General features: G+C 68.8%; 23 protein-coding genes. 9 read left to right on the top strand and 14 right to left on the bottom strand.

Features of this window, described 5'->3' with window-relative positions; all coding sequences use genetic code 11:
- Positions 1-56 precede the first annotated feature (56 nt).
- Positions 57-677: a hypothetical protein gene (locus tag EXE46_RS03610; protein ID WP_137687133.1), complete on the top strand. Its 621-nt coding sequence runs from the start codon at positions 57-59 to the stop codon at positions 675-677.
- Positions 678-684: 7 nt separating this feature from the next.
- Here EXE46_RS03610 and EXE46_RS03605 read toward each other — a convergent pair whose 3' ends face one another.
- The 4 genes from EXE46_RS03605 to EXE46_RS03590 form a co-directional block, all read right to left on the bottom strand.
- On the bottom strand, positions 685-1,224 hold the full coding sequence (locus tag EXE46_RS03605) for a hypothetical protein (protein ID WP_137687132.1): 540 nt from the start codon (positions 1,222-1,224) through the stop codon (positions 685-687).
- A 42-nt stretch (positions 1,225-1,266) separates the two neighbouring features.
- Positions 1,267-1,590: a BolA family protein gene (locus EXE46_RS03600; protein WP_137687131.1), complete on the bottom strand. Its 324-nt coding sequence runs from the start codon at positions 1,588-1,590 to the stop codon at positions 1,267-1,269.
- Positions 1,591-1,675: 85 nt separating this feature from the next.
- Positions 1,676-2,773, bottom strand: coding sequence for a TrmB family transcriptional regulator (locus tag EXE46_RS03595; protein WP_137687130.1), 1,098 nt, complete (start codon positions 2,771-2,773; stop codon positions 1,676-1,678).
- Between the two features lie 77 nt (positions 2,774-2,850).
- A complete protein-coding gene (locus EXE46_RS03590) occupies positions 2,851-4,206 on the bottom strand; it encodes a sulfatase (protein ID WP_137687129.1) in 1,356 nt (451 codons plus the stop codon).
- Between the two features lie 194 nt (positions 4,207-4,400).
- Between EXE46_RS03590 and EXE46_RS03585 the strand changes: the two genes are divergently transcribed.
- Together EXE46_RS03585 and EXE46_RS03580 are read left to right on the top strand one after the other, a co-directional pair.
- Positions 4,401-5,648 (top strand): ABC transporter substrate-binding protein, encoded by a 1,248-nt coding sequence (locus tag EXE46_RS03585; protein WP_137687167.1) that lies wholly within the window; start codon positions 4,401-4,403, stop codon positions 5,646-5,648.
- A 2-nt stretch (positions 5,649-5,650) separates the two neighbouring features.
- Positions 5,651-5,956, top strand: coding sequence for a hypothetical protein (locus EXE46_RS03580; RefSeq protein ID WP_137687128.1), 306 nt, complete (start codon positions 5,651-5,653; stop codon positions 5,954-5,956).
- Positions 5,957-5,995: 39 nt separating this feature from the next.
- Here the strand turns inward: EXE46_RS03580 and EXE46_RS03575 are convergent, their stop codons facing one another.
- The 4 genes from EXE46_RS03575 to EXE46_RS03560 all read right to left on the bottom strand — a co-directional run bounded on the left by EXE46_RS03575 (position 5,996) and on the right by EXE46_RS03560 (position 9,380).
- The gene (locus EXE46_RS03575) at positions 5,996-6,226 is read right to left on the bottom strand and encodes a hypothetical protein (protein WP_137687127.1); all 231 of its coding nucleotides are present in this window, start codon (positions 6,224-6,226) and stop codon (positions 5,996-5,998) included.
- Between the two features lie 144 nt (positions 6,227-6,370).
- On the bottom strand, positions 6,371-7,381 hold the full coding sequence (locus EXE46_RS03570; RefSeq protein ID WP_137687126.1) for a carbohydrate ABC transporter permease: 1,011 nt from the start codon (positions 7,379-7,381) through the stop codon (positions 6,371-6,373).
- A gap of 6 nt (positions 7,382-7,387) precedes the next feature.
- Positions 7,388-8,326 carry a carbohydrate ABC transporter permease gene (locus EXE46_RS03565; RefSeq protein WP_137687125.1) on the bottom strand — a complete coding sequence of 313 codons (939 nt, stop codon included), beginning with the start codon at positions 8,324-8,326 and terminating at the stop codon, positions 7,388-7,390.
- Positions 8,327-8,330: 4 nt separating this feature from the next.
- Entirely contained in the window at positions 8,331-9,380 is a 1,050-nt protein-coding gene (locus EXE46_RS03560) for an ABC transporter ATP-binding protein (RefSeq protein WP_137687166.1), read from the bottom strand.
- Positions 9,381-9,536: 156 nt separating this feature from the next.
- Between EXE46_RS03560 and EXE46_RS03555 the strand changes: the two genes are divergently transcribed.
- Together EXE46_RS03555 and EXE46_RS03550 are read left to right on the top strand one after the other, a co-directional pair.
- Positions 9,537-11,060: a trehalase family glycosidase gene (locus EXE46_RS03555; protein WP_137687124.1), complete on the top strand. Its 1,524-nt coding sequence runs from the start codon at positions 9,537-9,539 to the stop codon at positions 11,058-11,060.
- A gap of 76 nt (positions 11,061-11,136) precedes the next feature.
- A complete protein-coding gene (locus EXE46_RS03550; RefSeq protein WP_137687123.1) occupies positions 11,137-11,820 on the top strand; it encodes a nucleotide exchange factor GrpE in 684 nt (227 codons plus the stop codon).
- Positions 11,821-11,845: 25 nt separating this feature from the next.
- Here EXE46_RS03550 and surE read toward each other — a convergent pair whose 3' ends face one another.
- Complete coding sequence (gene surE / locus EXE46_RS03545; RefSeq protein ID WP_137687122.1) at positions 11,846-12,640, bottom strand: 5'/3'-nucleotidase SurE; 795 nt, start codon at positions 12,638-12,640, stop codon at positions 11,846-11,848.
- Positions 12,641-12,782: 142 nt separating this feature from the next.
- Here surE and EXE46_RS03540 point away from each other — a divergent pair, with 142 nt between their 5' ends.
- Complete coding sequence (locus tag EXE46_RS03540) at positions 12,783-13,088, top strand: DUF5798 family protein (RefSeq protein WP_137687121.1); 306 nt, start codon at positions 12,783-12,785, stop codon at positions 13,086-13,088.
- 21 nt (positions 13,089-13,109) lie between these two features.
- On the opposite strand, the gene EXE46_RS03535 is transcribed toward EXE46_RS03540, so the two are convergent.
- Together EXE46_RS03535 and purD are read right to left on the bottom strand one after the other, a co-directional pair.
- Complete coding sequence (locus tag EXE46_RS03535) at positions 13,110-13,727, bottom strand: acyltransferase (RefSeq protein WP_137687120.1); 618 nt, start codon at positions 13,725-13,727, stop codon at positions 13,110-13,112.
- Positions 13,728-13,815: 88 nt separating this feature from the next.
- Positions 13,816-15,099 carry a phosphoribosylamine--glycine ligase gene (gene purD, locus EXE46_RS03530; RefSeq protein WP_137687119.1) on the bottom strand — a complete coding sequence of 428 codons (1,284 nt, stop codon included), beginning with the start codon at positions 15,097-15,099 and terminating at the stop codon, positions 13,816-13,818.
- Between the two features lie 152 nt (positions 15,100-15,251).
- Between purD and EXE46_RS03525 the strand changes: the two genes are divergently transcribed.
- Both EXE46_RS03525 and EXE46_RS03520 read left to right on the top strand, forming a co-directional pair.
- Positions 15,252-17,519 carry a thioredoxin domain-containing protein gene (locus EXE46_RS03525; protein ID WP_137687118.1) on the top strand — a complete coding sequence of 756 codons (2,268 nt, stop codon included), beginning with the start codon at positions 15,252-15,254 and terminating at the stop codon, positions 17,517-17,519.
- Between the two features lie 57 nt (positions 17,520-17,576).
- Complete coding sequence (locus tag EXE46_RS03520; RefSeq protein WP_137687117.1) at positions 17,577-18,698, top strand: geranylgeranyl reductase family protein; 1,122 nt, start codon at positions 17,577-17,579, stop codon at positions 18,696-18,698.
- 69 nt (positions 18,699-18,767) lie between these two features.
- On the opposite strand, the gene EXE46_RS03515 is transcribed toward EXE46_RS03520, so the two are convergent.
- Positions 18,768-19,253: a TRAM domain-containing protein gene (locus EXE46_RS03515; RefSeq protein ID WP_137687116.1), complete on the bottom strand. Its 486-nt coding sequence runs from the start codon at positions 19,251-19,253 to the stop codon at positions 18,768-18,770.
- Between the two features lie 96 nt (positions 19,254-19,349).
- Between EXE46_RS03515 and EXE46_RS03510 the strand changes: the two genes are divergently transcribed.
- On the top strand, positions 19,350-20,588 hold the full coding sequence (locus tag EXE46_RS03510; RefSeq protein ID WP_137687115.1) for a mandelate racemase/muconate lactonizing enzyme family protein: 1,239 nt from the start codon (positions 19,350-19,352) through the stop codon (positions 20,586-20,588).
- Between the two features lie 6 nt (positions 20,589-20,594).
- On the opposite strand, the gene EXE46_RS03505 is transcribed toward EXE46_RS03510, so the two are convergent.
- Both EXE46_RS03505 and EXE46_RS03500 read right to left on the bottom strand, forming a co-directional pair.
- Complete coding sequence (locus EXE46_RS03505) at positions 20,595-20,837, bottom strand: hypothetical protein (protein ID WP_137687114.1); 243 nt, start codon at positions 20,835-20,837, stop codon at positions 20,595-20,597.
- Between the two features lie 84 nt (positions 20,838-20,921).
- On the bottom strand, positions 20,922-21,653 hold the full coding sequence (locus EXE46_RS03500; RefSeq protein ID WP_137687113.1) for a hypothetical protein: 732 nt from the start codon (positions 21,651-21,653) through the stop codon (positions 20,922-20,924).
- Positions 21,654-21,690: the final 37 nt, after the last annotated feature.

Below are 21,690 nucleotides of genomic sequence, written 5' to 3'. Positions count from 1 at the left end.
ATCGGGACAACGGCTTCCCGCTTATAAGGCCGGCAGTCGCCAACGACCGGGCGCACATGAGCTCGAACGACGCAGCGATCGGAAGCGCACTCGACCGCGACGCGGTGCGGTCCGCGAGCAGACTCCTAATCGGCGCGCTGGCGGTCGTCGGGGTCCTCGCGGTCGTCACGTTGCTGCCGGGTGTCGACCGGCTCGTCCCGTTCGCGCCCGTGACGTTCGCCGCGGTCGCGACCGCCGTCGTCGCGCTCGCGGTGGCGGGCGTCCTCCTGTACGCCGCCCCGAAGTTCGCGCTGCTGACGCGACTCGCGCTCGGCGGGCGCGAAGCCCGCGCCGACGGCGACGCACCGTCGAACCGAATCGCCGAGAACGCCGGCGGGATCGCCTACTGGCTCGTCGCCTTCGGGGCCGTCCTCGTCGCGTACCGCGGGCTCGCGGGCGTGGCGACGCCGCTCCTCGGCGGCGGCGCGTGGGCGTACGACGCCGCCTTCCTGTTCGTCGCGCTCGTCCCGGCGGTGTTCCTCGTCGCCCGCCTGACCGTCACCGTCGACCCGCTGGCCGACGCGGTGGCCGACCGCGTTTCGGTCGACGACGGCGCTGTTGGCGACGACTCCGCACGTGATCCGGACGAAACGGCCGAAGGCGAGACGGGAGACGACGCTGACCGGCGGTCCGATTAAACGGCTCTTACTTAAATACGAACGCGAGCGACACGAGCGCCCCGTTGATCCCGAACAGCCCCGTTACCAGCAGTCCGAGCGGGGGATTCTCTCCCGGATAGGCGGCGAGCAGCGCGAACGATCCGACGCCGAGCGCGGCCAGCCCGACGGTCAGCGTGACGTCCGACCATCGGTTCCACGCGTCGCCGAGCGCGGGTTCGAGCCGCGCGGGCGCCCAGTCGGCCTCCGGGACGTCTCCCGCGCGATCGGACCGGTCGGTCCACGGCGTGTCGTCGTCGGCCTCGTCGAGCCACGCGTCGCCGGCCGGTCCGGTATCGTCGTCGCGGGCGGTTTCGGCGTCGTCGCCGCGACCGGCGCGACCGAGAAGCCGTCGGAGCGCTGGCCGGCCGCCGGCCGCGAGCAGCGCGCCGGTGCCGACAGCGAGGAGTCCGCCGAGGACGGGAGGGGACGTGACGCGCGCCTCGAGGGCGAGAAAGAGGCCGACGAACGCCAGCAGCGAGACTGCGGCGAGGGTCCCGCGGAGGGCGCGAGCGATGGCGGAGCGCATCGGTGTGGAGGGTTCGTGGAAGTGCCGAGTCGAATCCGGCGCTCAGGCCTCGTCGACCGGGAACAGCCCGGCCTCCCGGAGGTCGGCGTCGAGGGTGCCGTCGCCGTGTTCGGCGTACGCCTCGGGCGTGTACGTCTTGATCTCCAGCGCGTGGACCGACCGCGTCATGTGGTCGCCGACCGCGTCGTACACGAGCTGATGCTGGTCGACGAGCGACTCGCCCTCGAACGCGGGCGAGACGACGACCGCCGCGAAGTGGGCGTCCTCCGCTTCGTCGTCGTGGATACGGGGAGCGGTGACTCGGGCGACCGCGTCCGGGAGGTTCCCTTCGATGAGATCCGCGACCTCGTCGGGTTCGATTGACATGGGCTCGCTCGGGCGCGGAGGGGCAAAAGTCGACCGGCCCGGTCCGGCGCGGTTCGAACCGGTTCGGGATCGGGTCGGGTCGACCTCACTCGGCCGGTTCGGCCTCGTTCACGGTCGAGGCGCCCGTCACCTCGATCCGGTCGGCCTCCACGTCCTCGTACGTCGCGCCCCAGCCGCCGACGGTCCACCGCGTCTCCCCGTCGTCGACGACCATGGAGGCGGTGCCGGTCAGCGCCATCACGCTCGGGGCGCGGTCGTCCCCGCGGTCGACCTCCGAGAGGTGTTCGGCGTCGACGACCTCGCCGGAGATGGTCACGGACCCGTCGCTCTCGGTCTCGCGACCCTCGATCTCGACGCGGAGGGGCTCGTCGCCGCGGATCCGGTCGCGGTTCTCCAACAGGAACTGTCGAATGTCCGCGTACCGCTCCGGACCGGCCGCGGCGGCCTCGTACACGACCGGAGAGGGGAGCCAGGTGAAAAGCAGGAAATGCCAGAAGAAGACGTACGTGAACGACCGGTTGCGGAGGATGAGCCCGTAGTCCTCGACCGCGGCAGGGTTCGGCGCGAACGCCGTGCGCCGGAGGTCGGAGGTGAGCACGAACGGGGCCGGCCGCGAGATGCGGTGTGCGGCGCTCACGGCACCCTCGTAATCGGCGTCCGCGAGCGGCTCGTCGCCCTCGCGAGCGAGAACGGTGACGTTGACCGTGACGCCGCGGTTCCGGGCGTCGACGAGGTCGCCGCGCAGCGCCTCGAACTGGTCGCGGGTGAGCGTCGCGTGGACCTGCGTCTCGGCGTCGCGCACGAACGTCCGGGCCGCTTCGAGGACGGTGTCGAACCGCTTGACGATGCTGACCGTCTGGGTGTCGAGGGTCGGCCGCTCGTAGCGCTCCTCGATCTCCTCGGCCGCCGATTCGAGGGCGGTCGCGCGGTCGGTGAGCCCGGAGACGATCGTCTCGGGGTCGGTCGCGCGTGCCTGGAACGTCTCCTGCTCGTACAGCTCCACGTATCCGAAGTCGTCGAGGTCGCGGAGCACGTCGTAGATCCGCGCGTCGGGCACGTCGCTGGCCTGCGCGACCTCCGTCGCGGAGGCGGTCCCCAGTTCGAGCAGCGTGACGTACGCGTTCGCCTGATAGTAAGAGAGGTCCGCCGCCTGGAGCGTCTCCAGGAGTTCCTCGGTGTCCATGACGATCGATTAACTACGTCGGTGTATAAAAATCACCGAGTCGGACCGACGCGTCCGCCGACGACGCGCCGGGCGCCTCACTCGACGTCGGGGTAGGGGACCGGGCCGTCGAGGAGGGGGTCGTCGGACGCCTCCATCCACGCCTCCAGCTCGTCGCGCAACCGGTCGAGGGCGTCGGCGTGGGCCGGGTCCGGCTCGCTCGCCTCGGCCGCCGCCTCGAACGGCTTCCTGTCCGAGGCGAGGTTCACTGACTCGCTCGGGTCGGCTTCGAGGTCGTACAGCTCCTCCGTCGGACGCTGCGGGACGTGGAACTCCTCGTGGACCTCGCGGCCCGAGGCCGTCGGCGCGACGTCCATCGGGACGAACACCTCCGGCAGCAGCGAGAAGTTTCGCACGTACTTGTACCGCTCCGTCCGAATCGCGCGGATCGGGTTGTACCGGTCGTGCCACGTCATCTCGGCGAACAGCCGGTCGCGACCGTCGTGGGGGTCCCCGCGGAGCAGCGGCGCGAACGACTCGCCCGAGACGTCCGCCGGCGGCTCGACGCCGAGCAGGTCCAGCATCGTCGGGGTGAAGTCGACGTTGGTGACGAGCGACTCGTGGACGTCGCCCCCCTCGACGACGCCCGGCTGGTGGACGAGGAGCGCCGTCTCGATCCCGGGGTCGTAGCAGGTGCCCTTCGCGCGGGGGATCGCCAGCCCGTGGTCGGTCGTGAACACGAAGACGGTCTCCTCGGCCAGCCCGGCGTCGGCGAGCGACTCGCGGTACCGACCCACCGCCGGGTCGAGCACCTCCGAGATGACCGACCGGAGGTCGGCGACGTCCTCGCGGACGCCGGGCGCGTCCGGGAGGTACGGGAAGTCGTCGAGCGGGACCTCCTCGGGGTCGTACGCGTCGTACGTCTCGTCGTCGAGGTACTCCCGGCGGAACGGGCGGTGGGGCTCCTCGATACCGATCGAGACGAAGAAGGGGCCGTCGGCGTCCGCGCGCTCGGCGAGGAAGTCGTCGACGACGTCGACGAGTTCGAGCGCGCGCTTCGTCCCGCTGTCGACGTACTCGTACCCGAGCCGCTCGGGCTCGTCGGGCACCTCGTGCTGGAAGCCGAGCAGGGCTGTCTCGTACCCGGACCTCCGGAGGCGTTTCGGGAGGGTCTCCCAGTCGTCACCGAGCGCCCAGCCCATGTGTGCGAGCCCCATGACGCCGTTCTCGTGCGGGTAGTGGCCGGTCATCATGCTGGACCGGCTCGGCGAACACTGCGGGGCCGAACAGAAGCTGTTCGCCAGCCGCGCCCCGTCGGCCGCGATCCGGTCGATGTTCGGCGTGTCGACGTCGGCCCCGTAACAGCCGAGGTGCTGTCCGAGATCGTGACAGTGAACGAGGACGAGATTCGGGCGGTTCGACGAGTTGGGAGTGGAGTCGGCGCCGTCCGTCATACACCCACTACCCCCCGATACGCCCATAAATAGCCGTGATCGCGTTTCGGAACCGTCCGATTGTGATTAGTAACTATAGCGGTAATTAATAAGAAAATTTGAAGTAAGTGGCCCAACTCGTTGGGGACGACATGTCCGATGATCGATCCTGTACTACGCGGCGGAGCGTACTGAAGACGACCGGCACCGCGTCGGTGCTCGGCAGCGTCGCACTCGCCGGGTGTTCCGGTAACGGCGGGGACGGCGGTGACGGGTCCGACGGGTCCGACGGGTCAGACGGGAGCGACGGCGGGAGCGGGAACAGCCTCGAGATCACGGGCGTCTGGTCGGGCGGCGAGCAGGAGTCGTTCAGCAACGTGATGAGCTTCGTGGAGGAGGACACCGGGATGAGCATGGAGTACTTCCCGCGCGACACCGACAGCCTCCTCACCGGCACCCTGATGGACTACGAGTCCGGCGTCGCGTCGGCGGACATCGTCGTGATGCCCTCGCCGGCACGGATCATCTCCGACGCCCAGAACGGCCACCTCGCCCCGGTCGGCGACGCGTGGGACGCGGAGAACTTCGCGGTCGACCCGTCGCGGGTGACCGTCGACGGCGACGTGTACGCCGCGCCGTTCAAAATGGACCTCAAGCCCGGCTTCTGGTACCGTCAGTCGTTCTTCGAGGAGCACGGCCTCTCGGAGCCCGAGAGCTGGGACGAGTTCATGACGCTGCTCGACGACATCGCCGCGATCGAGGGCGTCGACGCGCCCATCGCCTCCGGGAACGGCACCGGCTGGCCGCTCAGCGACATCACCGAGGGCTTCTTCATGCGGCAGGAGGACGGCGCCGCACTCCAGCAGGGGCTCATCGACGGCGACGCCTCCATGACCGACGACCGAGTCGCGGCGGCGTTCGACGAGATCAAGATGCTCCACGACGAGGGGTACTTCAGCCAGACTCGCGACTTCGGCGTCCAGTACGAGTACTTCTGGGACAACAGTCTTCCGCTGTACTTCATGGGCTCGTTCACGCCCGCGCAGGACGCGGTCCAGGACCCCTCGGACCTCGGCGTCTTCCGCCTGCCCGGCGTCGACGGCATCTCCTCGTCGGTCAACTGGTTCACCGTGCCGACGTACTCGGACAACGTCGACGCGGCCCGCGACGCGCTGAGCTCGTTCGTCTCCGCCGAGGGCCAGCAGGTGTGGGTCGAGGAGGGCGGCTTCATCGCCTCCAACACGCAGGTCCCGGACGACGCCTACGATATCGAGGTCATGGCGAACCTGCCCGACCTCGCGGCCGAGGTGACGGTCGTGCCGGACCTCGACGACGCGCTCGGGAACCCGTTCCAAGAGGAGTTCTGGTCGCAGCTCAAGGGCCTGTGGGCCTCGCCCGACACGCCGACCGAAGACATCGTCGGCGCGCTCGACGACGCCCACGAGTCGACGCTGAGTAACTGACGATGGAGTCGACGTCGACCGCGGACGACCGGAGCGACCGGCGCGGGTCGCTGGCGCGGATGTTCGACCCCGAGGAGCTGCGGCGCCGAAACCTCGTCTCGCTCGGGATGGACGTCCTCATCCTCGCGACGACCGGCCTCCTCGCGATCCTGTTCACCATGGGTACGTGGCCGGCGGCCATCGGCGCGATTCCGATGGCGGCGCTGCTGTACTTCGGATGGGCCTCCTCGAAGGCCTTCTTCGTCGCGCAGGTACTCGCGATCGGCGTGTCGCTGCTCGGCACGGTGACCGGCGTGCTGCCGTACTGAGACGGCGTTTTTCACCGCGCTTTCGGTTCGGGTTTCCCGCTACTCCGTCAGCGGGAGGAAGATCCCGAAGACGAACGGAGCGAGCAACGCGATTGCCACGCCCACCAGTTCCGCGTCGAGCAACAGCGCCTGCTCCCATCCCGGCACCGACGCTCCGCTGGCCGAGAGTGCCAGCTCGCCGGCCGCCCCGATCGCGAACAGCCCGACGCCGAACAGGAAGCTCTGTTTCGTGAGTTTCGGATAGTTCAGATCACCGTAGCGTCCCGGCATGAACGGCCGCAGAAGCCGGAACGTAAAAAAGCCGTTCCTCGACGAGCCCGGGCGGGTCGTCACCGTCTCGTCGACCGCGAACCGTCCGGAACCGTCGACCGCGAACCGTCCGAACGGCTGCGACCGCGGCAGTCGGCGACCGCGTCAGTCCGCGACCGCAGCAACCATCCCCTGCTTGTAGTACCGCTGAAGCGTGACGAACAGGAGGATCGGGACGATCATCGTCAGCACCGAGCCGGCCGCGACGAGCGCCCAGTCGATCTGGAGGCGCCCCTTCATCAGCGGCAGCACCTGCGGCGCGAGCTGGTTCTCGCGGGACCGCATGAACACGAGGGGGAAGAAGAAGGAGTTCCACACCCACGTGAACTGGATGACCGCGACCGAGACGAGCGCCGGCGCGGAGTACGGCAACACGATCGACTTGAAGATCTGGTAGCGCGAGGCGCCGTCGATCCGCGCCGCCTCCTCAAGTTCCTCGGGGAGCCCGAGGAGGAAGTTCCGGAGGAACATGACGACCCACCCCATCCCCCAGCCGATGTGGACGAGGATGAGCCCCATGTACGTGTCGAACAGCCCGGTCGTCCGCAGCGTGTTGTAGTTGCCCATCGCCACCAGCTCCGGCGGCGCGGCCATGACGACGATGAGCAGGAAGAACAGCCCGGTCTTCAGCGGGAAGTCGAACCGGGCGAACGGGTACGCGACCATCGTCCCGAGCAGCGTCACGGCGAGCACCGACGGGACCGTGACGATCGCCGTGTTGTACATCGCCTGCCGCATCGGCCCGGACTGGAACGTCCACGCGCGGGCGTAGTTCTCGAAGGTGACTGTCATCCCCTCCAGCGTCCACCAGCCCTGAATGATCTGGTCCAGCGGGCGGACGGAGGCCATGAACAGCCCGACGAGCGGGACGAGCCACAGCAGCGCCACGCCGATCGCGACCGCGTACCGCAGCGCGCGCGGCCCGCTCGGAACCGCCGCGCGGGCGCGTTCGAGGGCGCTCCGGTCGGAGAGCGGTGCCGTCTCCGGCGGCTCGTGGTACACGCGCCCGCCGTCGGTCTTCGGGTCGCCGTCGGCGTCGGTCCCGCGCTCGGCGTCGGTCGGGTCGTCTCGGCGGTGCGTGTCGGTCGAGCCGTCTGCGTTGTGTGTGTCAGTCATTGTCGGTTAGTCCATGGACGCGATGTACCACGCCATCGGGAGCGCGATCACCAGCTCGATGAGCGCGACGACCATCGCCTTGCTGTACTCGATCGGGACCGAGAATGCGGCCTGATACACCTCCAGTCCGAGTACGGAGAACGCCCCGCCTGGGCCGCCGGACGGCCCCCCGGCCGCGTAGACGATGGCGAAGATCCGGATCACCCAGATCATGCTCATGATCACGACGACCGCCGTCACTGGCTTGACCAGCGGCCAGATGATGTCCTTGAACCGACGGAACCGTCCCGCGCCGTCGACGCGCGCGGACTCCAGCAGCGCGGGGTCGATCCCCGCGAGCGCGGAGCTGTACAGCAGCATGCTGAATCCGGTCTGGACCCAGACGCCGCCGACGATGAGTGCGTAGATCGCGATCTGCGGCTCCTGAGTCCAGTTTCGGACCTGTCCCTCCAGTCCGATAACCCGGAGCAGCTCGTTGAAGATCCCGGCCTGCGGGTCGTAGACGAACAGCAGCACGAGCCCGATGACGACGGTGGGCGTCGTGAACGCGAGGAACACCATCGACCGGAGAACGCTCCGGCCGCGCAGGTCGGAGAAGAGCAGCGCGAGGCCGAGCCCGAGGAAGGTGCTAAGCGGGACGTGGACGAACATCCAGATGATGTTCTGCGGGAGCGCCCCCATCGGGTACTCTAAGGCGAGGAGGTTGTCCCAGTTGATGATCGCGTCGTCGTTGAGCGTCGCGATCCACGTCTCGAACCCGGCGAACTGCCCGATCGTGAACCCGTCCCAGGTGAAGAAGCTCCCGACGGCCGAGTAGAGCATCGGGCCGACGGAGAAGATCCCGAACAGCGTGAGGCCGGGGAGCATGAACACGAGGATCGCCGTGAGCTTCTCTCCGTCCACGTCGCGGTCGAGCCTGTCTTCGAGGTACGATCCGACGGACATGGTATCAGGCCACCAGCTCCCCGTCTCCGTCGTAGAGGTACGCGTCGGTCGGGTCGAACGTGAGGTGGATCGGGTCGCCGGCGACCGCGTTGGTGTGCGGGACCTTGACGTTCACCACTGAACCGCCCACCTCGACGTTGACAAGCACGTACTCTCCGAGCGGTTCGACCGTCTTCACCGTGCCCGGCACCGTCCACTCCGTGTCGGGCGCGTCGGTCGACACGTCGATGTCCTCGGGGCGGACCCCGACCGAGACGGTCTGCGACGACGTCTCCGCCGGCATCGGGAGAGTGTTCCCCTCGGCGAGCTGGACGCGCCCGTCGCGGTTCTCGCCCTCGAAGAGGTTCATCGGGGGCGACCCGATGAACTTCGCGACCCACGTGGTCCGCGGCCGCTGGTACAGCTCCTCCGGGTCGGCGACCTGCCGGATCGTCCCGTCGTTCAACACGACGATCTTGTCGCCCATGCTCATCGCCTCCTCCTGGTTGTGCGTGACGTAGACGGTCGTGATCCCGAGCTCGTTCTGGATGCGCTTGAGCTCCGAGCGCATCTCCAAGCGGAGCTTCGCGTCGAGGTTGCTGAGCGGCTCGTCGAGCAGGAACACCGACGGCTCTCGGACGATCGCCCGCGCGAGCGAGGTCCGCTGGCGCTGGCCGCCCGATATCTCGCCCGGGTCGCTCTCCATCTGGTCTTCGATGTGGAGCAGCTCGGCGACCTGCGCGACCCGCTCGTCGCGCTCCTCCGGCGGAACGCCCCTGACCTTCAGCGGGTACTCGATGTTCTCCCGCACGGTCATGTGGGGGTACAGCGCGTAGTTCTGGAACACCATCGCGACGTTGCGATCGGCGGGCGGCGTCCCGTCGACCCGGTCGTCGTCGAAGTATATCTCCCCCTCGGAGGGGTCCTCCAACCCCGCGATCATCCGGAGCGCGGTCGTCTTTCCGCAGCCGGACGGCCCGAGGAACACCACGAACTCACCGTCGTCAACCTCCATGTCCAGCTTGTAGTTGGCGACCGTGTCACCCCCGTCGAAGTACTTGCTCACCGATCGCATGCTAATGCGGGTCATCAACTACCCGCCCGTATTCATTTATTACACTTATAATTAATCATAGACCATGGATAAGAGGACGGCCGCCGCCGTGGAGTATCAGTTCTCTTTCCGGACAATTCAATAATTACTTAGCAATCCTTTCACTACGTGGGGGAGATGAGTTCCGGCCTCTTCGATTACACCCGTTTTCCGCAGATCTCCGGCGAGCTCTTCAGAACCGTCCAGCGCAGGGACCTCTTCGACGACGACAAGCGGTTCGTCGACGCAGAGCCGCGCGTCTCCCCCGACCTCGTGTTCGAACGGTACCTGTCGGGGCGCGACCGGCCCGACTTCGACCTAGCGTCGTTCGTCGAGACCCAGTTCCGGCTGCCAGAGCCGGTCGCGGCGTCGCCCGACCTCGCCGCGTCGCGGTCGATGGAGGACCACGTCTCCTCGCTGTGGGGGGCGTTGACTCGGACGTTCGACGACGCCGACGCGGCGGGTTCGACCCTCGTCTCTCTCCCGAACCCGCACGTCGTCCCGGGCGGACGCTTCCGCGAGATGTACTACTGGGACAGCTACTTCACCGCCGAGGGGCTGGCGGCGACCGATCGAACCGACCTGATCGCCGGGATGGTCGGGAACATTGCGTCGCTTCTGGACCGCTTCGGCTTCGTCCCGCTCGGGAACCGGGCGTACTACGACAGCCGGTCGCAGGTCCCGCTGTTCTACCGGATGCTCCGCGTGCTGGAGCGCGCGGAGGGGTTCGAGGCGATCGCCGCCCACGTGGAGGCGCTCGTGACGGAACACGAATTCTGGATGGACGGATCCGACCGGGTCGCCGAGGCGGGCGATTCGGCGGCGCAACGACGTGTCGTCGGCCTCGCGGACGGGACGATCCTCAACCGGTACTGGGACGACCGCGCCCGCCCGCGGCCTGAGTCGTACCACGAGGACCGGCGGCTCGCCGAGCGCGTCCCGGTCGACGACCGTCCCGAGCTGTTCCGGGACGTCCGGGCCGCCTGCGAGTCCGGGTGGGACTTCAGCTCGCGGTGGCTGGCGGGCGACGACCTCACCACGATCCGCACCACGGACCTGGTGCCGGTGGACCTCAACGCCGTCCTCTACGGCATGGAGTCCGCCCTCGGGGAGTGGCTCCCTCGGGTCGGCCGGACCGAGGCCGGCGAGCGGTACGCCGACGCGGCCGCCGCCCGCCGGGAGGCGATCAACCGGTACTGCTGGGACCCCGACGCGGAGTTCTACGTCGACTACTCGTGGGCCGACGAGCGGCGGTCCGACCGCCGCACGCTCGCCGCGGTCGCGCCGCTCTTCACCGGGGCGGCGACCGAGGACCGAGCGGCCGCGGTCGCCGACCGCCTCCGCCGGGACTTCCTCCGCCCCGGCGGACTCGTGACCACGCTCGAAGCCACCGGCGAGCAGTGGGACGCGCCGAGCGGCTGGGCCCCCCTCCACTGGATGGCGGTCACCGGCCTCCGCCGGTACGGTCACGACGACCTGGCCGACGAGATCGCGGGTCGATGGGTCGACCTCGCGCGGCGTTCATTCGAGGAGACCGGGCGCATGGCGGAGAAGTACGACGTCCGCACTGTCGGCGAAACGACCGATCTGGGGGAGTACGATCCCCAGTACGGATTCGGCTGGACCAACGGCGTCGTCACGGCGCTGTCGGCCCGGGAGTAGTCGGCTTTCGGACGCCGCCGGGTTCGCCGCGTCGCGCTTCTGAACGCTTATCCCCGACGACCGACTTCGATCGGGTATGAGCGACGACGACGCCGTCGATGTCGAGTCCCCCGACGAGTCCGAGGGCGACGCGACGAGAGCGAACGGCACGGCGGAGGCGACCGGCGAGGAAGCGACCGCCGAAGCGGCCGACGACGGATCGGCGGGCGGCGCCGGCGACGAGGGGGAGGCGCTCGCCGCGGCCGTCGCCGAACACGACGAGGCGCTCTCCCGAGAGGTCGCCGCGCTGGAGGCGGAGCTCGCCGAGACCCGGGAGGAGCTCCGCGAGCGCGACGAGGAGGTCGAGGAGCTGACGAGCAAGCTGGCCCGCGTGAAGGCGGACTTCAGCAACTACAAGGAGCGCGCGAAGCGGAAGCAAGAGGAGATCCGCGAGCGCGCCTCCGAGGCGCTCGTCGAGCGGCTCACGCCGGTCCGGAACGACCTCCTCCGCGCGCTCGATCAGGAGGAGGGGAGCGACCTCCGGCCGGGCGTCGAGTCGACGCTGGAGAAGTTCGACGAGGTGCTCGCCGACGAGGGCGTCGAATCGATCGACCCCGAGCCGGGCGAGGCGGTCGACCCCGCGCGCCATCAGGTGATGCTCCGCGTCGACAGCGACCGCCCGGAGGGCGTCATCCACGAGGTGTACGAGCCGGGCTACGAGATGGGCGACCGCGTGCTCAGCGAGGCGAAAGTGACCGTGAGCACGGGCGACGGAGCGTAGGCGAGACGCGTCGCGAGAACCGCTTTTACGACCGAATCGCCGCCTCGTAGGCGTCGATCAGCTCGTCGAGGCCCGCGTCCGGTTCGGCCGCGTGGGGGACCGAGAGCGGCGAGACCGACACCTCGCCGTCGACCACGGCCCGCCGGTCGGTCCCCACGGGGTCCGGCACGTCGTCCTCGTTCATCCGGCCCCAGATCGGGTCCGAGAACCCGACGCGCCCGTCGCCGTTCCGCTCCGCGCGCAGCCCGTACCACGTCGAGGGGGTCGTGACGCGGAGCGGCGCGCGGTCCGCGTCCGCTATCGGCGCGTTGACGTTGAGGTAGTCCACGCGGTCGAACACGCCGGCCCCGACCGCCTCATCGAGGAGGAACCGGGTCGCGCGGGCGGCGTGCGCGAAGTCCGAACCCTCGAACTCGCGCTTCCACCAGTCGTCGCCGCCGGGCACGTACATCGAGGTCGCCACCGCGGGCACGCCGAAGAACGCCGCCTCGACCGCCGCGGAGACGGTGCCGGACCGGCCGAGCGTGTACGCGCCGAGGTTCGCCCCCTCGTTACAGCCGGCGACGACCGCGTCGGCGTCGGGGACGAGTTCGTCGAGGCCCGCGACGACGCAGTCGACGGGGGTACCCTCGACGACGTACCCCAGCTCGTGGTCCTCGACGGCGGCGTCCTCGGAGAGGAGCCGACCGACTGACGACTGGTCCTCGGCCGGGGCGACGACCGTCACCGCGTACTCGTCGGCGAGCGCGTCGTACAGCGCGCGCATCCCCGCGGCGTCGACGCCGTCGTCGTTGGTTAGCAGGATGCGGTCGACGCTCATACCCGTATCACGGGCGAGTCGGGCAAAAGTCCACCGTCGGTCGGGGCGCGCTCTCCGCCGGCGCGTGCCGACCGGAGGAGAACCGGCCGATGACGCCGAACCGAACGGAAAAGCACACGTGTCGTCGGGCCGACCACCCGACATGGGATTCGGGGACACCGCCAAGAAGATCCAGACGCTGGCCGACCGCGCGGAGCGCACTTACAAGAAGATCAGCGAGCTCCGCGACGAGGTAGACGAGACGCAGGAGACGGTGATAGACACCTCAGAGCGCGTCCAGCGGCTCGAAAACGAGATGGCCGAGCAGCGGGCCGTCCTCGACGCCGTCGCCGAGGAGGTGGGCGTCGACCTACAGCGCGTGAGCACCGAGGCGCACATCACCGACGCCGAGGAATCGGCGAGCGATGGCGACGGCGACACCAGCGACGACGGGAGCGGCGGCGCCTGAGCCCGACGACGAACCGCCTCGTCAGTCGTCGCTCGCCGCCGCGTCAGCCCGCGAGACGACCTCTGCGGGGACGCCCGCGACCGTCGCACCCGGCGGCACGTCCTCGGCGACGAGCGAGTTCGCGGCGACGCGCGCGCCCTCGCCGACGGTGACGCCGGGGAGCACGACCGCGCCCGCGCCGATCATCGCCGCCTCCTCGACGACGACGTCGCCGAGCCGGTACTCCTCGTGGAGGAACTCGTGGCAGAGGAGGGTGGCGTCGTACCCGATTATTGCGTCGTCGTCGACGCGGATCCGCTCCGGCCAGAACACGTCCGGCGTCGATTCGAGTCCCCACGCGACGCCGGTCCCGACCGTGACGCCGATCCGCCGCAGCAGCCAGTTTTTCAGCCGGAGGCTCGGACAGATCCGCGCGAGGACGATCACGACGTAGTTGCGGACGACCGCGAGCGGGGACTTCGCGTCCGGCCACGACCACAGGGAGTTCCGGGGACCGGGCGTCGGGAACCGGTCGAGCCCGTCGCGTCGCGGGGAATCGGGGCCGTGTGGGGTCGCGCTCGCCTCGGTCGCGTCTGGCTCGCGGGTCGCGCTCGCCTCGGTCGCGTCCGCCTCGGTCGCGTCCGCGTCGTCGTGGCTCACGCCTCCCGGTTCGGACGGCGGGGATAAAAGGGTCGCTCCCGGTCGCGGGTGCGAGAGTTCGCGGCCGCGGTCCTCCGGGCCCGCGGTCTCAGTCCCGGAGCTCGTCCATGTGGTCGATCCGGCGCTGGACGAGGTCGGCGGTGCCGATGTCGTGGCGGATCCGGACGCGGTCGCCCGCGGCCGACAGCGCGTCCTCGGCCTGCGCCTCCGCGGCCGGGATGGAATCGCCGCGGCCGACGACCGCGAACGACCGCGAGGTGGTCGTGTACAAGCGGCCGTCGCGCTCGTCGACGCTGGCGTAGTAGAGGAGGGCGTCACCGGCGCTCTCCTCGTCGACCGCGATCTCCGCGCCCGCGTCGGGGTCGGTGGGGTAGCCGTCCGGCACCGCGTACTTGCAGACGGTCGCCTCGCCCGAGAACGCGAGTTCGGGGAGCGACTCGCCGTCGCGCGCGGCGACGAGCACGTCGACGAACGGCGTGTCGAGGACGGGCAGCGTGTTCATCGCTTCCGGGTCGCCGAAGCGCGCGTTGAACTCCACCACCTTCGGCCCCGCGTCGGTGAGCATGAACTGCCCGTAGAGGACGCCCTTGTAGTCGGGGAGCGCGTCGACGACCGCCTCCAGCACGTCGGTAGCAGCCTCGTAGTCGCCCTCGGCCATGAACGGCAGCGAGAGCCCGGTGTCCGTGTACGACCCCATCCCGCCGGTGTTCGGCCCCTCGTCGCCCTCGTAGGCTCGCTTGTGGTCCTGGACCGCCGGCGTCGTCCGCACGTCCCTGTTCGCGACGAACGCCTGAACCGTGAACTCCTCGCCGACGAGCCGCTCTTCGAGGACGACGCGGTCGTACTCCGAGTCTCGGAGGTACGCCTTGGCCTCCTCCGCGGTCACCTGATCGCCGATGACCTTCACGCCCTTCCCGCCGGTGAGACCGGCGGGCTTGACGGCGAGGTCACCGTCGTAGTCGTCGATGTACTCGCAGGCCGCCTCGGTGTCGTCGAACACCGCGTAGTCGGGACAGCCCGGGATCGCGTGCTCCTCCATGAACTCCCGCTGGAACGCCTTGTCCGTCTCCAGACGCGCCTCCGCGGCGCGGGGGCCGAACGCGTAGACGCCGGCGTCGTCGAGCGCGTCCGCGACCCCGGCTTCGAGCGCCGACTCCGGGCCGATGACCGCCAGGTCGGCGCCGACCGCCGTCGCGTAGTCGGCGACCGCGGCGGCGTCGGTCTCGTCTATCGTCTCGAACCCGTCGGCGAGCCGTCGGATTCCCGGGTTCCGGACGCTCGCGCAGGCGTACAGCGCGCAGTCGTCCGCCACCGCCCGGGCGATCGCGTGTTCGCGGCCGCCGCCCCCCACTAGGAGTACGGTCTCCGTCATGCCCGACGGGTGTCCGCACGGTAGTGTAAACCTTACTCTCTCACCGGGAAGATATATGCGAGTTCATGGGTAAATAGTGGCGAGTCAACGTCGGCGGTGGGACGCTCGTCGCGGCCCGGACGCCTTTTGCCGCGCCGGATCGAACCGGGCGTATGTCACAGCCGACCGAGCGGAACCGCCTCGACGGCGAGGCGAGTCCCTACCTCCGGCAGCACGCGGACAACCCCGTCAACTGGCAGCCGTGGGGCGACGAGGCGTTCGAGCGCGCCCGCGAACACGACGTCCCGGTGTTCGTCTCCATCGGCTACTCCTCGTGTCACTGGTGTCACGTCATGGCCGAGGAGAGCTTCGAGGACGAGTCGGTCGCGAGCGTCGTGAACGAGTCGTTCGTCCCGATCAAGGTCGACCGAGAGGAGCGCCCGGACGTCGACAGCACGTTCATGACCGTCTGCCAGCTCGTCACCGGCGGCGGCGGGTGGCCCCTCTCGGCGTGGTGTACGCCCGAGGGGAAGCCCTTCTACATCGGGACCTACTTCCCGCCCGAGCCGCGGCGGAACCAGCCCGGCTTCCGCGACCTCTGTGAGCGGATCGCCGACTCGTGGAGCGACCCCGAGCAGCGCGAGGAGATGAAGCGACGCGCCGACCAGTGGGCCGAGAGCGCGCGCGACGAACTGGAGTCGGTGCCGGATTCGACCGCCGCCGCGACGGACTCGGACGGGGAGGGCGCCGCCGGTCCGGCCGGAGACGACCTGCTCGACACCGCGGCCGCGGCGGCGCTGCGCGGCTACGACGAGGAGTACGGCGGCTTCGGGAGCGGCGGCGCGAAGTTCCCGATGCCGGGCCGGGTCGACCTCCTCATGCGCGCGTACGCGGCCCGCGGTCGCGACGCGCTGCTGTCGGCGGCGACGGGCACCCTCGACGGGATGGCCCGCGGCGGGATGTACGACCAGATCGGCGGCGGGTTCCACCGCTACGCGGTCGACCGCGAGTGGACGGTCCCCCACTTCGAGAAGATGCTGTACGACAACGCCGAGCTGCCGATGGCGTACCTCGACGGCTACCGGCTAACCGGCGACTCCGCGTACGCCCGCGTCGCGAGCGAGTCGCTCGCGTTCCTCGACCGCGAGCTCCGCCACGACGACGGCGGCTTCTTCAGCACCCTCGACGCGCGGAGCCGGCTCCCGGAAAGTCGCCGCGACGGGGGAGAGTCCGACGGGGACGGGGACGTCGAGGGCGCCTTCTACGTCTGGACGCCCGAGGAGGTCGACGTGGTCCTCGACGAGCCGGCGGCGTCGCTGGCGAAGGAGCGCTACGGGATCCGTCCCGGCGGGAACTTCGAGCGCGGCACGACCGTCCCGACGATCGCGGCGTCGGTCGAGGAGTTGGCCGCCGACCGCGACCTGTCGACGGAGGCGGTCCGCGAGGCGCTGACGGAGGCGCGGACGGTGCTGTTCGACGCCCGGGAGTCGCGGCCGCGACCCGCCCGCGACGAGAAGGTGCTGGCCGCGTGGAACGGGCGGGCGATCTCGGCGTTCGCGCGGGCCGGGAACGCGCTCGGTGAACCGTACGCCGAGATCGCCCGCGAGGCGCTCGACTTCTGCCGCGACCGGCTCTACGACGCCGACAGCGAGACCGGCGCGCTCGCCCGCCGCTGGCTCGACGGCGACGTGCGCGGGCCGGGGTACCTCGACGACTACGCGTTCCTCGCGCGCGGCGCGCTCGACGTCTACGCCGCGACCGGCGACCCCGAGCCGCTCGGGTTCGCCTTGGATCTGGCCGACGCGCTCGTCGACGAGTTCCACGACGCCGACGACGGGACCATCTACTTCACCCGAGCGCTCGACGGGGACGGAAGCGGAGGCGCGGGCGAAGGCGGGAGCGCAGACGGAAGCGGAGGCGCGGGCGAAGGCGGGGACACCGGCCCCCTCATCGCGCGGCCGCAGGAGTTCACCGACCGGTCGACGCCGTCGAGTCTCGGCGTCGCGGTCGAGACGCTCGCGCTCCTCGACGGCTTCCGGACCGACGGGGAGTTCCGGGAGATCGCCGCGCGCGTCGTGACGACGCACGCCGACCGGATCCGCGGGGGGCCGCTGGAACACGCCTCGCTCGTGCGCGCGGCGGATCTGGTCGAGACCGGCGGGATCGAGGTGACGATCGCCGCCGACGAGGTCCCCGACGAGTGGCGCGAGACGCTCGGCGAGCGGTACCTGCCGGGCGCCCTCGTGGCGCCGCGTCCGGCGACCGCGGCGGGCCTCGACGAGTGGCTCGACCGCCTCGGGATGGCCGAGGCGCCGCCGATATGGGCCGACCGCGACGCGGTCGACGGCGAGCCGACCGCCTACGTCTGCGAGGGGTTCGCCTGCTCGCCGCCGCGGACGGACCTCGACGCCGCGCTCGGGTGGCTCGGCGACGGGGAGTGACGCCGAGTCGGTCGAGAGCCGGCAGCGTTTATATATCCCGACCCGGTTACTTCGAGCGTGTACGACTTCGTCGTCGTCGGAGCGGGGCCGGCCGGATCGCGGTTCGCGCGCCGGGCCGCCGAGGCGGGCCGCGAGGTCCTCCTCTTGGAGTCGGGGACCGTCGGCGAGCCGCTGGCCTGCTCCGGGCACGTCTCGACCGACATCTGGGAGTACGTCGACGACGAGGCGGTAGCGCGGCTCCGACAGAACCGGGTTTACGGCGCGCGGTTCCACGTCGACGGCCCCGGCTCTCGGAGCTACCCGTTTTATAAGCGAGAACCGGTGTCGAACGTGATCGACCGGGTCGGGCTCGACCGGACGCTGGCCGACTTCGCGGCGGAGGCGGGCGCGGATCTCCGCGAGGGCCACACCGTCGTCTCGGTCGACGAGCGCGACGACCGGGTCGTCGTCGAGGCCAGCCTCGGAGACGGCGGCGAGACGGAGCGGTTCGAGGCGCGGATGGTCGCCGGCTGCGACGGGCCGACCTCGCGAGTGCGCCGCGCGCTCGACCTTCCGGAGCCGGACGAACTGCTCCACGGAGTTCTCGGATTCGACCCCGAGTCGGACGCGAGCGACTTTGTCGACGTCCACCTCACCGCGCCGACGTTCTTCGCGTGGCGGATCCCCCGCGGCGACGCCGGCGTCGAGTACGGGCTGGCCGCGCCGCCGAGCGAGGACGTCTCTGGGGCGTTCGATCGACTCACCGACGCGTACGGCGCGACCACCGACCGGCGCTGCTCGGGGGCGATCCCGGTGGGGCCGCCGGCACGGACGACGAGCGACCGCGGCTTCCTGATCGGCGACGCGGCCGCGCAGACGAAGCCGTTCACCGGCGGCGGCATCCTCTACGGGATGCGCGCGGCCGACGTCGCTGCCAGCGTCGTCGACCCGGAGGACCCGACGACGCTCGACGCCTACGAGTCGGGCTGGCGCGACGAGCTGGCGACCGAGATCCGACTCGGAAAGGCGATCCGGCGGTGTTACTCGCTCCCGAGGCCCGTTCAGCGGGTCGGGTTGCGTGCGCTGTCGGGCGAGATCGGCGTCCACATGGACGAGCCCTCCTCGTTCTTCTCGGCGTCGAACCTGCGGTCGCTGTTCTCGCGGGGAAGCCCGCCCGAAGGAAAGGGGCGCGGCGACTGAGAAACGCGGCGACTGGACGGAGCGGTGACTGAGAGACGCAGCGGTTGAAAGACGTGGGGGCTGCGACCGCTACTCCTCGACGACGTTCGCGAACGAGACGTTCTCGCGGACGCTCGTGATCTCGACCGTGGGTTCCTCTCCCGGCTCGGCGTCGGGGACGATGACGACGTAGCCTCGCTCGATCTTCGCGATGCCGTCGCCTTTGTCGCCGAGAGTCTCGATCGTCACCTCGCGCACCTCGCCCTCCGAGACGGGCGGGTCCGGCTGGACCGCGCCGGCGGCGCCGCGAGAGGTCGGCCGCTGGTCGTCGTCTGCGGGCGTCCCGCCCGCGGAGCCGTTCGCGTCGGGCGCGGACACGGCGTCGCCGTCGGCGGCCGACGCCGACTCCTCCTCGTCGGGAGCGGTCCGGTCCAAGACGGCGATCCGGTACGTCTCCCCGACGCTGACGCTTCCGTGTTCGATCTCCGAGGCGGGAACCGTGACGACGTAGTCGTCGCCGCGCGACTCCACCCGACCCGTGTACAGGCACGCGAGAGAATCAGTGATCTCGACCATGGCCGCTATTGCGCGTACGGGGATGAAAAGCCACCTGTTCGACGCGTGCGGCGTGCGAAGGTAAACATTTACCCTGTTCCGAATGAACCGGGGGGTATGAGCCGGAACTACGAGTCGCTTCACGACCCGAACGCGGAGTACACGATGCGGGAGCTCTCCGCCGAGACCATGGGGACCACGGGAACGCGCGGCGGCGGCCGCGACGTCGAGATCACGGACGTCCAGACGACGATGGTCGACGGGAACTTCCCGTGGACGCTCGTCCGCGTCTACACCGACGCCGGCGTCGTCGGGACCGGCGAGGCGTACTGGGGCGCCGGCGTGCCCGAACTCATCGAGCGCATGAAGCCGTTCGTGATCGGCGAGAACCCGCTCGACATCGACCGGCTCTACGAACACCTCATCCAGAAGATGTCCGGCGAGGGCTCCGTCGAGGGCGTCACCGTCACGGCCATCTCCGGCATCGAGGTCGCGCTCCACGACCTCGCCGGGAAGATCCTCGACGTGCCGGCCTACCAGCTGCTCGGGGGGAAGTACCGCGACGAGATGCGGGTCTACTGCGACTGCCACACCGAAGACGAGGCGGACCCCGAGGCCTGCGCGGACGAGGCCGAGCGCGTCGTCGACGAGCTCGGCTACGACGCCCTGAAGTTCGACCTCGACGTCCCCTCGGGCTACGAGAAGGACCGCGCGAACCGTCACCTCCGGCCCGGCGAGATCCGCCACAAGGCGGAGATCGTCGAGAAGGTCACCGAGCGCGTGAAAGACAAGGCCGACGTCTCCTTCGACTGCCACTGGACGTTCTCGGGCGGCTCGGCGAAGCGCCTCGCGGACGCCATCGAGGAGTACGACGTCTGGTGGCTCGAAGACCCCGTGCCGCCGGAGAACCTCGAAGTCCAAGAGGAGGTCACGAAGAACACGACCACGCCGATCACGGTCGGCGAGAACCGCTACCGCGTCACCGAGCTGCGCCGCCTCATCGAGAACCAGGCGGTCGACATCGTCGCCCCCGACCTGCCGAAGGTCGGCGGGATGCGCGAGACCCGCAAGATCGCGGACGTCGCGAACCAGTACTACGTCCCGGTCGCGATGCACAACGTCGCCTCGCCGATCGCGACGATGGCGGCGGCCCACGTCGGCACCTCGATCCCGAACTCGCTCGCCATCGAGTACCACTCCTACGAGCTCGGCTGGTGGGAGGACCTCGTCGAGGAGGACGTCATCGAGGACGGCTACATCGAGGTGCCGGAGAAGCCCGGCCTCGGCGTCACCCTCGACATGGATGCCGTCGAGGCGCACATGGTCGACGGCGAGACGTTGTTCGACGAGCAATAAAGGGATTCATACCGCTGAGAGCAGCATTTGAATCGCTTTTGGAAGTATTACTCCTATCGAGAGCTGTGCCCACATTGTGAACGTGGTAGGATACTCTCTGGTGTTGTTTATGTAGTCCATTCTCATTCTGAGCTCCTCGTATTTTTCTTCGTCACTTATTTCCAGATCCTGTATTTCAAACGGTTTATCAACCAGATCCCGGGCTCTCTTATCCAGTTTAGTCAACTCCTTTCGCTTCTCTCGCTTCATGAACCAGTGAATCTGGGCCAACCCGTAACCAATGAGACCGATCGCCAGTAACCAGGCGAGAGTAAACAGAAATCGCTGTACAGATCAAATGCCGTACTGCGAACTTGACACGCCGGTAAGTATACTCGGACCATACAGTGCTACTGCGGAGGCAATCAGTCCGAGCATTAAGAAGTAGTACGCAGATTTCATCAGCTCTCCCACAGGTCTTAAACCGCCTAATCCTTCGGGGTCGAGGAAGTTGATCCTGAAGTCGGTCTTTCTAATTTTTCGCGGGAAGAACAGGAGTATTCCGGCGTAGGTCGCCAGGAATTCGGAGATGAGTACGCCGTGGCCCAAGGGAAGCAGTACAAGTACGCCGAACAGTTCAGATACGCCACCAGTCTGAAGAACCTTCTCTATTCCTTGATTTATCACGAACTGGTAGACGGCGTTTAGTATGAAGAGTGAGTACAGGCCGAGTTGAATCCATTTGGGAGCCAAGTCGTCGAAAGCCTCAGGGTTAGAAGTACGAGACTCCACGTCGATATGATCCAGGACCTGCCGGTAACGCCTATGGAGATAAACAATTACGAACGGTGCGACCAGACTCAATGACGGATTTATAAGGGCCGACGGGTTAGTTAAATAAACCAACTGATAGCCCATCAGCACTCTCGAACCCTGAACGCCGACGAGCGCGGTGAGGACGACCAGTAAACCGTAGAAGATCACTGGGTGGGGCATAAACGAAAACCTGTCTTCAAGCCGGTCATACCCCAACCAGTACAGGAAATCCCCGATCAACGAATAATCCGCTCTGTCCGAACGAGCCATACAGATCGTATCGCAATTTAGCCCATAAAAAGTTTCA

The sequence above is a fragment of the Halorubrum sp. GN11_10-6_MGM genome, from assembly GCF_005435165.1.
Classification (GTDB): Archaea; Halobacteriota; Halobacteria; order Halobacteriales; family Haloferacaceae; genus Halorubrum.
Note: the sequence above shows the minus strand (reverse complement) of the source record. Positions and strands in the feature narration are given on the sequence as shown.